Below are 12,249 nucleotides of genomic sequence, written 5' to 3'. Positions count from 1 at the left end.
CGGTCGGGTCGCTGGTCTCAGCGGGTCCGGCCCTTGAGCTGGACGGTCTGCTCGTCGAAGTACTCGCCGCACGCCAGGGCGCCGCACGCGAACGCGGAGGTCACGCTGGCGGCCTTGCCTCCCTTGAAGATGCCGTTGTCGCCGACGACGAGGACCGTCCAGGACTCGGGCTCTCCGGTGCAGGCCACGTCGGTCGAGCCGGAACCGCTGATGAGCAGGCGACCGACCCGCTGCGTCAGGCCGACATTGACGAAGGCCGACTCGGCGTTAGCCGGGCAGGTGACGGTGCCCGACACGTAGGCGCTCCCGGTCTTGCGGTCGAACCGGGCTGTGTGGTCGACGGTGGCGACGAGGTCCAGGGTCGGGGCGGCATCGACCGTGAGGGCGAGGCTTCCCCCGTTGCCGCCCCCGTCGGTCTGGTCGTCGAAGGCGAGGATCGTGTAGGTCTCCCCGGCGACAGCGGTCCACCCGGTGCCCTGGGCGCCGCAGGAGACGACCGTGGCCGAGCCTCCGGTGCCCTGTGCCACGATGACACCGGCGGTGAAGTCGGAGCCGGACACGTCGGCGAACAGGTCGCCGTCCTTCGTCGGCGTGACGGTGAACCAGACGCTGGCGTCGGTCGCGGGTGCCCCGCACTGTCCGTTGAGCGCGGCGTCGTCCGCGTCGGTCGTGGCCTCGCTCGTGTCGATGGTCGTCGTGAAGGGCAGAGTGCCGATGGCGACCGGGCTGCTGCTGACGTCGTTCGTCGGTGCTGCGGCCAGCGCCGACCCTGCCGACATGATGACTCCGGTGACGGCTGCGAGCGCTGCCGCGCTCCACCGCTGTGTGCGTCTCATCTTTATCCCCTTGCCTTGGCGTGCTCGCCGCGGCCCCCGCACCGGGCCGAGCCCGGATCGTCCTGCAGAAGGTGCAGGACATCCTTCGATGGTGGCCTGCCGACTGGCGACGCCGTGCCCGTTCCGAGAGGTCGAGAGGCCCTCCGGATACGTCGCCTCGACTGTGCGCCGCCGGTCAGCCCAGGTGCTCGGCGAGGAAGGCCTCGGTGCGCCGGATCGAGGTGTCCCACTGCGGCGACGTCAGCGTGTGCCGGCCGTCCGGGTAGACGCGCAGCTCGACGTCCTTGCCCTTGGCCTTCAGCGCCGCGACCGACTCGCGCGACCACGACAGCGGACAGTCCTCGTCGGCGGTGCCGTGGTGGATGAGGAGCGGCTCTGTGACGCGGACGAAGTAGGTGCGTGGGCTCGTCGCCGCCCACGCGGCCGGCTGCGCCTCGGGTGTGCCGAGCCGACCGATGACCGCGCGGGCAGCGCCCGACCGGGAGGCGTCGCGCCGCACCCACTTGTCGAAGTTGTCGACGCTGTCGGAGCTCACCGGCGCGTAGGCCACGGCCGCGCGGAAGAGCCCCGGGCGCACGACCAGGGCGTTGTAGACGACCCCGCCACCCATCGAGCGGCCGATGAGCGCGACGCGGTCGGGGTCGACGACCTGCGCCTTCTTCAGCGCCAGTCCGGCGTTGATGGCGTCGGCCGTGTAGCCCGCGCGGAGGTTGGCGTCGTTGCGCGGGTCCCGGTCGGACTGCGCGTGGTTGCGGTAGTCGATGTGCAGCGTGACGTAGCCCTGCCGGGCGAGGTAGTCGCGCTCGCGGAGCATCGTCTCGCCGTTCGTGTAGACGGCGGGGTCGACGTAGCCGTGCGCGAGGACGACGGCGGGGAAGGGCCCCGTGCCGCGCGGGATGTTGATCCGCCCCGAGATCGTCAGGCCGTTGCTCTCGTAGGTCGCGAAGTACTGCCGGTAGGCGTCCGTGCTGCCGCGCTCGCGGCCGAGCTTGAGGTTGCCGCCGTCGTACTGCGTGGCGATGAGCGCCGCGATCGACGCCGGGTCGGGCGCGGGCTTCGGCCGGCTTGACGTGCTCGGCGTGGGAGTCGGCTGAGTCGCCGTCGTGGAGGGCACCGTCGAGGAGGGCGCCGTCGTGGAGGACGCCGTCGCGGGCGGGCCCGACGTGCCTGCGTATGCCGTCGGGCCGGCCCCCGTGGTGCCGCCCGCCCGGTCGTCGGTGGGCCCCGCCGTCGAGCAGGCGCCGAGCAGCAGCCCGGCGGTGAGGCCGGCGGCGAGGGCTCGTGGGGTGCGCACGTCTCGAGTCTCACCCGGGAGCGGCGCGATTCCCAGCCCGCTCCCAGCCTTCGTGCCCGATCCGAGACCTTCGCCGACCGACGACCGTTGGTCGACCTCGCCCGCCGACTCGCCGCACGACACGCCGCGAACGGCCGACACGGCATACCAACGGTCGTCCGTCGGCCGCGCCCGACCGGGGTCAGGTGAGGGTGGCTGCGGCCTCGAGGACGGTCCAGGCCTGCAGCTGCGGCGACAGCTCGAGCGGCGGGGTGGGCGCGGGCCCGCCCGGCTCGACGGGGAAGACCGTGGGGTCGCGGCGACCCGGGACCGGAAGGCTGCCCTGACCGCGCCACAGGGCCTCGGCCGTGTCGGCGACGAGCCGCCGCGCGGTCTCCCGTGTCGCCTCGTCGAGCGCCGGAGCGTTCGCCGCGGATGCGAGATGGCGCACGAGGATGCCGGTGAAGAGGCCGCCGTCACCGCCACCGTGCGTCCGCAGGACGCGCGCGCCGCCGACCTCGGTCGTCAGCCGGGCATCCACCGCCGTGACGAGCGCGGCTGCCCGCTCGAGGCTCTGCTCGTCCCCGAGCGCCCCGAGCGCCCCGAGCGCCACGAGCGCGCCGAGCACCGTGCCCTGGTTGTAGGACCAGACGTCCGGGACGAGCACCTCCTCGCCGCCGCGGAGCCGTATGCCGTCCATCACGAGTCCGCTCTCCGCCGACCACAGGCGCGCGTAGAGCCAGTCGACGAGCCGGCGGGCCTCGTCCGTGTCACCGAGCCGGGCCAGGTGCAGGGCGGCCGGCCCGGTCGCGGGACTGTTCTTGAAGTCGCGGTCGCGGCTCCAGAAGAGGCCGCCACCGAGGTCGTCCGTGTGCGCCGACCGCAGCTGCGCCGTGAGGTGTCGGCCGGCCGAACGGAGGCGTCGGCTCCGCGCGGTGCGCCCGATCTCCTCGTGCAGGTCCTGCAGCCGTCCCGAGGCGAGGGCGAGCCAGGCCATGTCGTCGTAGAAGTCGTTGACCCAGCGCACCCGGTTGCGCAGCCGGATGGTCGAGAGCAGCCGGTCCCCCTGTCGGGCACGGGCGTCGGCGCCTGCCGGGTCACCGGTGCGCAGGGACCGGAGGCCGGCGTCGACGACCGCGTCGAGGTAGTGCGCCTGCCACCAGTAGTGCCACGTCCCGCGGAGCCCGCCGAACGTGCGTGACCCGGCCGGCGCGGGGTGCACGATGCGCGCGAGGTGGGTCAGTGGCACACGCCCGAGCCGGCCGGCGAAGAGGGCTGTGACGGACCGCTCGGCCTCGGCGGCGCGGTCGTCGAGGGCCGTCGGGGGAGTGGTCGGGCGGCTGGCGGCGGACACGCTGCGACGCTACCGCGACGCCCGCCGCACCGGTCTGTGGAAGGGTCGGGGGCGCGGTGTCGAGATCGCGGCCCCGGCTCCGACGTCCCTGACGAGTGAGGAACCGGTCGCCGTGACGGCGCCAGGACGAAGGAGTCGACGTGAAGTACCTGCTCACGATCTGGAGCAACCCGCAGACGTGGGGGCACCCGATCTTCCTCCGCACGCCCGAGGCCGCGGCCATGACCGACGACGAGCGTGCTGGTCTGCTGCGCGACTTCGAGGAGCTGATGGGCGAGATCAGCGACTCGGGCGAGCTCGTGACCGCCCAGGCGCTCGCGGACCCGTTGACCGCCCGGAGCGTGCGGGTGCGCGACGGCGAGAGCCTCGTGACCGCCGGACCCAACGCCTCGTCGAAGGAGCAGATGGCCGGCTACTTCATCGTCGACTGCGCGACGCCCGAGCGGGCCGAGGAGATCGCGGGGCGCTTCCCCGACGCCCGCTTCGCCGCCGTCGAGGTGCGCCCGCTCATGGGCGGCTCGGCCGAGGACCTCTGAGAAGGCTTGTGACATGGGCGGATCCGTGGTGACCGACGAGCTGTGGCGCAGCGTGACGCCGCAGGTCATCGGGGCGCTCGTGCGCCGCTACCGCGACTTCGACCGCGCCGAGGAGGCCGCCCAGGAGGCGTTGCTCGCCGCGGCCGCGCAGTGGCCCGAGGAGGGCGTGCCGGACGATCCCAAGGCGTGGCTCATCCGGGTCGGCTCCCGTCGCCTCATCGACGGCCTGCGCAGCGACGAGGCGCGGGCACGTCGTGAGCTCGCCGACGCGAGCCGCGCGCCGGACGACGAGCTCACCGCTCCGCCTGCGTATGCCGCCGGGCCGGCTGACCACGACGACACCCTGACGCTCCTCCTCCTCTGCTGCCACCCCGCGCTCGCCCCGGCCGCGCGGATCGCCCTGACCCTCAGGGCAGTCGGTGGTCTGACGACGGCTCAGATCGCCCACGCGTTCCTCGTGCCGGAGGCGACGATGGCGCAGCGGATCAGCCGCGCCAAGCAGCGCATCCGTGAGTCGGGCGCCGAGTTCCGGATGCCACCGCCCGACGACGTGCCCGAGCGGCTCCGCGAGGTGCTCCACGTCCTCTACGTCGTCTTCACCGAGGGTCACACGGCGAGCAGCGGTGACTCCCTGCACCGGATCGACCTGACCGCAGAGGCGATCCGCCTCGCGCGCCAGGTGCACACGCTGCTGCCGGACGACGGCGAGGTCGCCGGGCTGCTCGCCCTCATGCTGCTCACCGAGGCGAGACGACCGGCCCGCACGAACGAGGCGGGTGAGCTCGTGCCGCTCGCCGAGCAGGACCGCTCACGGTGGGACACGGCCTACGTCCGGGAGGGCGTCGCCCTCGTGACCGACGCCCTGACGCGGACCCGGCTCGGGCCCTACCAGGTGCAGGCGGCCATCGCGGCCGTGCACGACGAGGCCCCGAGCGCGGCCGAGACGGACTGGGAGCAGGTGCTCGCGCTCTACGGGCTGCTCGAGCAGCTCGCTCCCGGACCGGTCGTGACGCTCAACCGCGCCGTCGCCCTCGCCATGGTCGATGGGCCCGCGGCAGGGCTGGCCGTGCTCGACGACCTCGAGCAGGACAAGCGGCTCGCCCGGCACCACCGCCTCCACGCCGTGCGTGCGCACCTGCTCGAGATGTCCGGCGACAGCGACGGGGCTCGTGACAGCTACCTGCTCGCGTCCCGCCTCACGACGAGCATCCCCGAGCAGGACCATCTCCGACGAAAGGCCGAAGCCCTGTGAGCGACTCCCCAGCCGCCCCGAATGTCGTCACCGAGAGCGTCGTCACCGAGAGCGTCGTCACTGAGAGCGTCGTCACCGAGAGCGACGTCACTGAGAGCGTCGTCACCGAGAGCGACGTCGACCTCGGCGACGGGCACGTGCTGCACGTCTACGACACCGGCGACCTCGGGGCCCGCGCGGTCGCCGACGTCGAGCCGCTCGTCGTCGTGTGGCACCACGGCACGCCCAACATCGGCGCCCCGCCACGACCGCTCTTCGACGCCGCGGCGCGGCTCGGCATCCGCTGGGTGTCCTACGACCGGCCGGGCTACGGCGGGTCGACGCCACGGCCGGGCCGGGACGTCGCGTCGGCCGCCCGGGACGTGGCTGCCGTGGCCGACCACCTCGGCGTGGGGTCCTTCGCGGTCATGGGCCACTCGGGCGGGGGCACGCACGCCCTCGCGTCGGGCGCGCTGCGCGGCGACCGGGTGCGTGCCGTCGTCAGCGTCTCCGCGGTCGCACCGTTCGGTGCACCCGGCCTCGACTGGTTCGCCGGCATGGCTCCCGGAGGTGAGGCCTCGCTGCGTGCCGCCGCTGCCGGCCGCGAGGCCAAGGAGGCCCACGAGGTCGCTGCGGCACAGGTGCCCGCGGGCGGGGTCGACGTCGGCTTCGTCGAGGCGGACGAGGCGGCCTTCGCCGGACCATGGGGCTGGTTCGGCTCCGTCGTCGGGCCCGCTCTCGCCGCTGGTCCCGCGGCGCTCATCGACGACGACCTCGCCTACGTCTCCGACTGGGGCTTCGAGCCCGGCGCCGTCTCGGCACCCACCCTCGTCGTGCACGGCGGGTCCGACCGGATGGTGCCGGCCTCGCACGGCCAGTGGCTCGCTGCCGCCGTGCCCGACGCCGACCTCTGGCTCCAGCCCGGCGACGGCCACATCTCGGTGCTCCGCACGGCCGAGGACGCGCTCACCTGGCTGGCCCGGACCGCCCGACGCTCCTGAGTGCCCGACCCCAGCTGGTGCGAGGTGGTCGCGGGCGTCACGTGCGTGCCGGCATCACCTCGCCTCGCCCCTCGCCGGGCTTGCGTTGGAGCGCACTCGAAGTCATAGCGTCGAGCGCATGACGAAAACGTGGTTCATCACCGGAACGTCCCGTGGGTTCGGTCGCGAGTGGGCGATCGCCGCACTCGAGCGAGGCGACAACGTCGCCGCGACCGCCCGCGACACCGGGGCCCTCGACGACCTCGTCCAGACCTACGGCGACCGCGTGCTGCCGATCGCCCTCGACGTCACCGACCGCGACGCGGACTTCGCGGCGGTCGCGCAGGCGCACGAGCGCTTCGGCCGACTCGACGTCGTCGTCAACAACGCCGGCTACGGCCACTTCGGCTTCGTCGAGGAGCTGAGCGAGGCCGACGTGCGCGACCAGCTCGAGACGAACTTCTTCGGCGCCCTCTGGGTCACCCAGGCGGCGCTGCCGATCATGCGCGAGCAGGGCTCGGGCCACATCATCCAGGTCAGCTCGATCGGTGGCATCTCGGCGTTCCCCATCGTCGGCGCCTACCACGCGTCGAAGTGGGCGCTCGAGGGCTTGAGCCAGTCGCTGGCCCAGGAGGTCGCGCCGTTCGGCATCACGGTCACCCTCATCGAGCCGGGCGGGTTCTCGACCGACTGGGCCGGCCCGTCGGCCAAGCACTCGGAGCCGTCGTCGACCTACGACGACATCCGCGAGCGCACGCACCGCGAGCGCGCCGCCCGCAACACCTCCGGCCCCGGCGACCCCAAGGCGTCCGCGGCAGCCCTGCTCGAGGTCGTCGACGCGGACGAGCCGCCGCTGCGCGTCTTCTTCGGCGCGGCCCCGCTCTCGATCGCCAAGGCGGACTACGCCTCGCGGATCGAGACGTGGGAGAAGTGGGACGACGTGTCCCAGCTCGCCCAGGGCTGACGCCCGCCACGACCGGAGGAGGTAGGCCGTCACGCCCGTTAGAGACGGCATACCTCCTCTGTAGGTGGGTGAGGGCCACGGCACCCGCGTGACCTCGGCCGGAGCGGCGTCGTTCTCCTCCGAGACCGACACCGGACGAAGGAGTCCCGCCGTGCCCCGTTCCTCCCGCACCACCCGCCGAGCCCGACCGGCCGCAGCGCTCGTCGCGGCGCTCGCCACGGCAGCGGCCCTCACGACCGGTGCCGTCACCGCTCCGTCCGCCACGGCGACCGGTGCGCCGCACGTCGTCCAGCTCGGCGACTCCTACTCCGCCGGCAACGGCACGGGCAGCTACGAGGAGCGCAGCTGCTACCGCTCCCCGGACAACTACGGCTCCCAGGTCGCGGCCTCGATCGGCGCGACCTTCACCGATGTGGCGTGCAGCGGCGGCGTCGTCGCCGACATCCTCGAGCCGCGCGAGCTCGGTGACGCGTCCACCAAGACCGCCACGTACACGATCGACCCTGCGCGCCACCCCGACCAGAAGGCTGAGTGGCAGAGGCGCGCGCAGACGGCGCGCCTCTGTGGTGTCCCCGCCCAGCCCGACTTCTCCTACACGTACACGTTCGTCGCGGGCGTCGGCGTGGGCAGCCTCTACACGGGCACGGTCTCGTGCCAGCTCGTGACCCGGCCGCAGGTCGACGCGGTCACCCCCGACACCGACTACGTCTTCCTCACCATCGGCGGCAACGACATCGGCTTCTCCACCATCGTCGTCAACTGCCTGACGCTGCGCGACCCGTCGAGCTGCCGCCAGTCGCTCGAGGCGGCGTCGGCGAAGGCGCCCGAGATGGTCGACCGCACCAAGGAGGCCCTGCGGGCCGTCGTCGCGCGCTCGGGCGGTCACGCGCAGGTCTACCTGCTCAGCTACCCCTTCCTCATCGACACCGAGAGCTACGCCATCCCCGAGGTCGCTCCCGTCTACGATGCCGGCGCGGTCCTCAACGACCTCCAGCGCCTCGGCGACGACCTGCAGGCGCGCGGCATCGCCGAGCTCAACGCCGAGGACGCGACGACGCAGTACCACTTCGTCGACACCGTCAAGGCGGCCTGGGGTGGCCGCGTCCACGGCCTCGACCCCCACCTCGTCGCCGACAGCTCCAGGGCGTGGCTCGTGCCCGTCGGCACGCCGGGCCGTGACGTCGCCGAGTTCGTCCACCCGACCCAGCCCGGCTGGGACGCGACCGCCGGAGCCCTCCGGGTCGCCGTCACCGGCTGAGGTGCGCGGGGGGTCCGGGACGCCGGCCCCGCTGGGACGAGGTATGCCGTCGCGCCCGGTCGCGACGGCATACCTCGATCGCGTCGTGGCACCGTGCGCGCACGTGGTGCGCTGACCCGTGAGGGGCACGTGGCGGCCGGGTCAGAGCGGGAGCGTCATGAAGGTGCTGTGCGGGTCGGAGCGGTAGGTGCCGAAGGGCTCGCACTCGGCGAAGCCGTGCGCGGCGTAGAGCGCCCGCGCTGGCGCGAAGAAGTCGGCTGACCCCGTCTCGAGGCTGAGCCGTGAGAGGCCCCGGCGTCGGGCCTCGGCGAGGATCTCGGCCAGCACGGCCCTGGCGACACCGCGGCGCTGGGCGGTCGGCGCCGTGCGCATCGACTTGACCTCACCGTGACCGGGAGCGATCTCGGTCAGCGCGCCGCAGCCAAGCACCTCGTCCCCGTCGCGGGCCACCCAGAAGGTGACGCCGGGTGCCCGCAGCCCGTCGAGGTCGAGGGCGTGCGAGCTCTCGGGCGGCGAGATCGACCGCAGCTGCGCCACGTGCCCGTCGAGGAGCGCGATGACGGCCGGGTCGGTGAGGTCGTCGAGCGTGATCCGCATGCGCCCATCCTCGGGCACCCTTGGGCGCGTGTGACCCTCAGGCCCAGATCGCGGCCGGGATGCCGTCGGAGAAGACCTCCGGCGGGTCGGGCAGGGGTCGGGCCAGGCCTGCCGCGTGACGCGCCGCCGACCACGCGACCGCGCAGGCGTCGAGGACGTCGTCGGCGGCATACCCCTGGCCCTGGAGCACGGACGGGCGGGCGATGCCGGCGGCTGCGAGGGCTGCGAGCCGCTGGTCCCGGCCGCCGTCCGTCTTCTTGCTCGCGGTGATGGGTGCGCCCGCCATCGTCGCGAAGGACACCTCGGGGTGCACCTCGAGGACGGTGACGGTGGGGCGACTGCGAAGCCACGCGTCGACCTCGACGATCTTGTCGCGGAGGGCGAACGCCTGCGCGCCGACGCCCTGGCCGACGAGGCCGCGGTTGACGGCATCGGCCTCGAGGCGCGTGGCCGCGGCATAGGCGGGACGGGTCAGCGTCGTGAAGATCGACGACGCCTTGCCGGGCAGCGCCTGGCGCGCGAGGACGTCCGCCTGGCGGATCGTGCTGTCGGGCAAGCCGATCGGGATGTCGATACCCACGACACGGATGCCGGTCGACTCGCGCACCATGGCGACGAGATCGGCGATCGTCGGCGCGACGACGATGCGCGGACGTGGGGCTCCCGGCTCGAGGAGAGCGCCGACCCAGCCGGCCCTGCACCCGTCGACCCCGAGGACGGGCGCGACGACCTCGACCGGAGCGAGCCGTGCCTGACCGCCGGACGCAGGCTGCCGCTCGAGCACGTTGGCGAGCCGGCGCAGGGACGCGACGGCCTCCGCAGCCGCGTCGCCGACCTCGTCGCTCACCCCGCCGACCCTGCCGACGTCGCCGACTCCGCCGACGACGGTGGTCGGCGCGCCCCACAGCCCGGCCTCCAGTCCATCGGCGAGCTCGCGGATCCGTTGCGCGTCCGTCTGCATGGCACCACTCAACCCCATCGGTGACCGGCGGGAGGGACCGGTGGGTGGACGGCGCGGAATGGACCGGTCGCGCCGGAGGTTGCCGCCTGCATGGAGACACGCGCAACGATCGGCGTCACCGGCCTCGCGACGATGGGCCGCAACCTCGCCCGCAACATCGCCCGGCACGGCCACACGGTGGCGGTCCACAACCGCACGACCGCCCGGATGACGAGCCTCGTCGAGCAGTTCGGCGATGAGGGCGACTTCGTCGGCGCCGAGACGGTGGAGGACTTCGTCGCGGCGATCCAGAAGCCGCGGGCCATCATCGTCATGGTCAAGGCCGGCGACCCGACCGACGCCGTCATCGACGAGCTCGTGCCGCTGCTCGACGAGGGCGACATCGTCGTCGACGCCGGCAACGCGCACTTCGCAGACACCCTCCGCCGCGAGAAGGCTCTCTCCGACAAGGGGATCCACTTCGTCGGCATGGGTGTCTCGGGCGGCGAGGAGGGAGCCCTCAACGGCCCCTCGATCATGGTCGGCGGCTCGGACCACGCCTACGAGCGGCTCGCCCCGGTCGTCGAGTCGATCGCCGCGCAGGTCGACGGCACTCCCTGCGCCGCGCACCTCGGCCCCGACGCCGCCGGCCACTTCGTCAAGATGGTCCACAACGGCATCGAGTACGCCGACATGCAGCTCATCGCCGAGTCCTTCGACCTGCTCCGCAGCGTCCTCGGGCTCGAGCCGTCCGAGATCGCCGACGTCTTCCGCGAGTGGAACGAGGGCGACCTCGAGTCGTTCCTCATCGAGATGACGGCCGACGTACTCGCCCACACCGACGCCTCCAGCGGCAAGCCGTTCGTCGACGTCGTCGGCGACGCGGCCGAGCAGAAGGGCACCGGCCGCTGGACGGTCCAGAGCGCCCTCGACCTCGGCATCCCCGTCACGGGCATCGCCGAGGCGACCTTCGCCCGCAGCCTGTCGGGCCACACGAGCCAGCGCGCCGCGGTGCGCGAGACCTTCGCCGACCTCGCCGACCTCGACCCCTCGACGCAGCGCGAGGTCGACCGGGACGCCTTCGTCGACGACGTCCGCGCCGCGCTCTACGCCTCGAAGATCGTCGCCTACGCCCAGGGCTTCGACCAGCTCGCCGCCGGGTCGAAGGAGCACGGCTGGGACCTCGACCTCGGTGAGGTCGCGACGATCTGGCGCGGTGGCTGCATCATCCGCGCCCGCTTCCTCGACCGCATCAAGGAGGCGTATGCCGCCGAGCCCGGTCTCGAGACGCTGCTGACCGCGCCGTGGTTCGCCGACGCGATCGGCAACGGCGTGCAGGCCTGGCGCCGCGTCGTCGCCGTGTCGGCCGAGCGCGGTGTGCCTGCGCCCGCCTTCGCGTCCTCGCTCGCCTACTTCGACGGCCTGCGCCGCGACCGGCTGCCGGCCGCGCTCATCCAGGCCCTCCGCGACAACTTCGGCGCGCACACCTACACGCGCACCGACCGCGAGGGCACCTTCCACACCGACTGGGCTGGCGACCGCGCGGAGTCCTCGACCGACTGAGCCGACCGGCACGTCGGGGCCGCGTCGTCAGCCCCTCCGTGCGGGAGTGACTCGACCGTGGGAGCCGCCCGTGGGAGCCGCCCGTGGGAGCTGCCCGTGGGCGGTTTCGCGTTGCGGTACTCGCGGAGCGCTGTGACGCTGTGCGTGTCCGCACCACCGCGGACACCGAGTCAGGGGAGCTCCACCATGAAGAAGTTCGTCTCGTCATCGCTCGCGGCCGGCGCCATGATGGCGGCGGTCATCGCCACCGCAGCGCCCGCTCACGCGGCCTGGGTCAGCCAGTCGTGCACCGGCACCAAGGTCAACAGCAAGTACCTGACCCACACGTTCTCCAACGGCGTCGTGTCCCGAGACGCGATCCTCGACTCCTGGTACAACGACAGCACCAACGTCGCCTGCGCCAAGGTCTGGGTGCTCTATCCGGAGCAGGGTCCCTACACGGCGGCGAACATCTACCGGATCAACGCCGACGGCAGCAAGACCCGCATCGCCCGCGACGCCGGCTACTTCGAGGTCCACGCCGGTGCCGTCAACGTCACGGTCAGCTCGGGCGTCAAGCTCCAGTTCGAGGGCACCTCCAAGCTGCCCGACGGCACCCTCTTCACCGCGCGCTACACCTTCACGTCCCACTGACGCGACCCGGCCGCCCGCGACCCGCACCGCCTGGGCCGTGGGCGGCCCGGCACGGACGACCCTTCGACAGGGTCGGGAGTCGGA

At 73.1% G+C, this 12,249-nt stretch carries 12 protein-coding genes; 7 read left to right on the top strand and 5 right to left on the bottom strand.

Annotated features, from left to right (window positions below; genetic code table 11):
- Window positions 1–17 precede the first annotated feature (17 nt).
- From ACSSS0_RS10240 to ACSSS0_RS10230, 3 genes are all read right to left on the bottom strand, one after another.
- Window positions 18–836 (bottom strand): hypothetical protein, encoded by an 819-nt coding sequence (locus ACSSS0_RS10240; RefSeq protein ID WP_487231067.1) that lies wholly within the window; start codon window positions 834–836, stop codon window positions 18–20.
- A gap of 175 nt (window positions 837–1,011) precedes the next feature.
- A complete protein-coding gene (locus tag ACSSS0_RS10235) occupies window positions 1,012–2,130 on the bottom strand; it encodes an alpha/beta hydrolase family protein (RefSeq protein ID WP_487231066.1) in 1,119 nt (372 codons plus the stop codon).
- Between the two features lie 181 nt (window positions 2,131–2,311).
- The gene (locus ACSSS0_RS10230; RefSeq protein ID WP_487231065.1) at window positions 2,312–3,463 is read right to left on the bottom strand and encodes a glycoside hydrolase family 76 protein; all 1,152 of its coding nucleotides are present in this window, start codon (window positions 3,461–3,463) and stop codon (window positions 2,312–2,314) included.
- A gap of 140 nt (window positions 3,464–3,603) precedes the next feature.
- Between ACSSS0_RS10230 and ACSSS0_RS10225 the strand changes: the two genes are divergently transcribed.
- The 5 genes from ACSSS0_RS10225 to ACSSS0_RS10205 all read left to right on the top strand — a co-directional run bounded on the left by ACSSS0_RS10225 (window position 3,604) and on the right by ACSSS0_RS10205 (window position 8,432).
- Entirely contained in the window at window positions 3,604–3,999 is a 396-nt protein-coding gene (locus ACSSS0_RS10225) for a YciI family protein (RefSeq protein ID WP_487231064.1), read from the top strand.
- Between the two features lie 13 nt (window positions 4,000–4,012).
- Window positions 4,013–5,251: an RNA polymerase sigma factor gene (locus ACSSS0_RS10220; RefSeq protein WP_487231063.1), complete on the top strand. Its 1,239-nt coding sequence runs from the start codon at window positions 4,013–4,015 to the stop codon at window positions 5,249–5,251.
- On the top strand, window positions 5,248–6,231 hold the full coding sequence (locus ACSSS0_RS10215; RefSeq protein ID WP_487231062.1) for an alpha/beta fold hydrolase: 984 nt from the start codon (window positions 5,248–5,250) through the stop codon (window positions 6,229–6,231). The genes ACSSS0_RS10220 and ACSSS0_RS10215 overlap by 4 nt, the downstream gene beginning before the upstream one ends.
- Before the next feature lie 118 nt (window positions 6,232–6,349).
- Window positions 6,350–7,174 (top strand): SDR family oxidoreductase, encoded by an 825-nt coding sequence (locus ACSSS0_RS10210; RefSeq protein ID WP_487231061.1) that lies wholly within the window; start codon window positions 6,350–6,352, stop codon window positions 7,172–7,174.
- 151 nt (window positions 7,175–7,325) lie between these two features.
- Window positions 7,326–8,432: an SGNH/GDSL hydrolase family protein gene (locus ACSSS0_RS10205; protein ID WP_487231060.1), complete on the top strand. Its 1,107-nt coding sequence runs from the start codon at window positions 7,326–7,328 to the stop codon at window positions 8,430–8,432.
- A 141-nt stretch (window positions 8,433–8,573) separates the two neighbouring features.
- On the opposite strand, the gene ACSSS0_RS10200 is transcribed toward ACSSS0_RS10205, so the two are convergent.
- On the bottom strand, window positions 8,574–9,029 hold the full coding sequence (locus ACSSS0_RS10200) for a GNAT family N-acetyltransferase (protein ID WP_487231059.1): 456 nt from the start codon (window positions 9,027–9,029) through the stop codon (window positions 8,574–8,576).
- Window positions 9,030–9,066: 37 nt separating this feature from the next.
- A complete protein-coding gene (locus ACSSS0_RS10195; protein WP_487231058.1) occupies window positions 9,067–9,990 on the bottom strand; it encodes a DUF429 domain-containing protein in 924 nt (307 codons plus the stop codon).
- A 90-nt stretch (window positions 9,991–10,080) separates the two neighbouring features.
- Here ACSSS0_RS10195 and gndA point away from each other — a divergent pair, with 90 nt between their 5' ends.
- A complete protein-coding gene (gene gndA / locus ACSSS0_RS10190; RefSeq protein ID WP_487231057.1) occupies window positions 10,081–11,532 on the top strand; it encodes an NADP-dependent phosphogluconate dehydrogenase in 1,452 nt (483 codons plus the stop codon).
- Between the two features lie 186 nt (window positions 11,533–11,718).
- Window positions 11,719–12,165 (top strand): hypothetical protein, encoded by a 447-nt coding sequence (locus ACSSS0_RS10185; RefSeq protein WP_487231056.1) that lies wholly within the window; start codon window positions 11,719–11,721, stop codon window positions 12,163–12,165.
- Window positions 12,166–12,249 lie beyond the last annotated feature (84 nt).

The sequence above is a fragment of the Terrabacter sp. R4-6 genome (assembly GCF_057529065.1).
This window is presented reverse-complemented; position numbering and strand designations above follow the sequence as displayed.

Coding starts and splice junctions, on each gene's coding strand:
- ACSSS0_RS10240 (WP_487231067.1), bottom strand. CDS start 836: ATGAGACGCACACAGCGGTGGAGCGCGGCAGCGCTCGCAGCCGTCACC.
- ACSSS0_RS10220 (WP_487231063.1), top strand. CDS start 4,013: ATGGGCGGATCCGTGGTGACCGACGAGCTGTGGCGCAGCGTGACGCCG.
- ACSSS0_RS10210 (WP_487231061.1), top strand. CDS start 6,350: ATGACGAAAACGTGGTTCATCACCGGAACGTCCCGTGGGTTCGGTCGC.
- ACSSS0_RS10200 (WP_487231059.1), bottom strand. CDS start 9,029: ATGCGGATCACGCTCGACGACCTCACCGACCCGGCCGTCATCGCGCTC.
- ACSSS0_RS10195 (WP_487231058.1), bottom strand. CDS start 9,990: ATGCAGACGGACGCGCAACGGATCCGCGAGCTCGCCGATGGACTGGAG.
- gndA (WP_487231057.1), top strand. CDS start 10,081: ATGGAGACACGCGCAACGATCGGCGTCACCGGCCTCGCGACGATGGGC.
- ACSSS0_RS10185 (WP_487231056.1), top strand. CDS start 11,719: ATGAAGAAGTTCGTCTCGTCATCGCTCGCGGCCGGCGCCATGATGGCG.